Origin of the sequence: Rhodococcus zopfii NBRC 100606 = JCM 9919, from assembly GCF_001895025.1 — a bacterium.
Classification (GTDB): Bacteria; Actinomycetota; Actinomycetes; order Mycobacteriales; family Mycobacteriaceae; genus Rhodococcus; species Rhodococcus zopfii.
Genome location: NZ_BCXI01000133.1, coordinates 1 through 955, shown reverse-complemented (window position 1 = coordinate 955; position 955 = coordinate 1). Strand labels below are relative to the sequence as shown.

At 66.2% G+C, this 955-nt stretch carries 1 protein-coding gene; it reads left to right on the top strand.

Annotation, left to right across the window (positions count from 1 at the left end; genetic code table 11):
- The first annotated feature begins 138 nt into the window (after positions 1–138).
- The gene (locus RZ1_RS29450; protein WP_072816493.1) at positions 139–942 is read left to right on the top strand and encodes an IS5 family transposase; all 804 of its coding nucleotides are present in this window, start codon (positions 139–141) and stop codon (positions 940–942) included.
- The last annotated feature ends 13 nt before the right edge of the window (positions 943–955 follow it).

Below are 955 nucleotides of genomic sequence, written 5' to 3'. Positions count from 1 at the left end.
CACCACTGAGGTTTTCTCACCAGGAGTTCGCTGACGGCGGCCGGGGACATTCGGGCGGTGTGGCGTGAGATGAGGACGTGGGGTCCTACCTGGTAGAGATCGTTTCGACCAAGAAGCAATCCCGAAGCAGGACCCCACGTGATTTCCTATCGTGCCACGCTCGACGTGCCCGAACGAACCCTGGCCTTCGTCGCCAGTGCCCTGGCCGCGCATCGCACCCGAGTCGACCGCCGACCATGGCAGCGGGCCGCAACCGTCTACGTCCAGGCGGTAATGGTGCTCCGCTGGTTCCGCGACGGCACCGACGTCGCCGCCCTGGCGCGCGATGCCCGAATCTCGCCGGCAACCGCCTACCGATACCTACACGAAGGCATCGACGTGATCGCCGCCCACGCCCCTGACCTGCACGAGGTCCTCGCCCACGGGAGTGCATCCGGGTGGGAACACGTCGGACTCGACGGCACCTTGATCGCCGCGACCCGCTGCCGGGAGCGCTCCGAAACCGGACACGACTTGTGGTACTCGGGCAAACACCGCCGACACGGCGGCAACATCCAGGTCCTGACCGACCCGACCGGCTACCCGGTCTGGGTCTCCGACGTCGAACCCGGCTCGGTTCACGACATCACCGCTGCTCGACTCGGCGGAGTCCTCGGCGCCCTCTATGAGGCCGCCACCGGCGGGATGCTCACCCTCGCCGACAAGGGTTACACCGGTGCCGGGATCGGTGTCCACACGCCGACCAAGGGCCGCGACCTCGATGCCGGCACTCGATGCCGCAACACACTTCTGTCCGCGATGCGCGCTCCGGCGGAACGTGCGAATGCCCTGCTGAAGACCCGCTGGAAAGCTTTACAACGAATCAGTCTGTGTCCGTGGAGGATCGGCGCGATAACCGCTGCCGCCCTCGTGCTTCTTCACCTACAAGCCCCCGCCTGGTGAGAAAACCTCACTT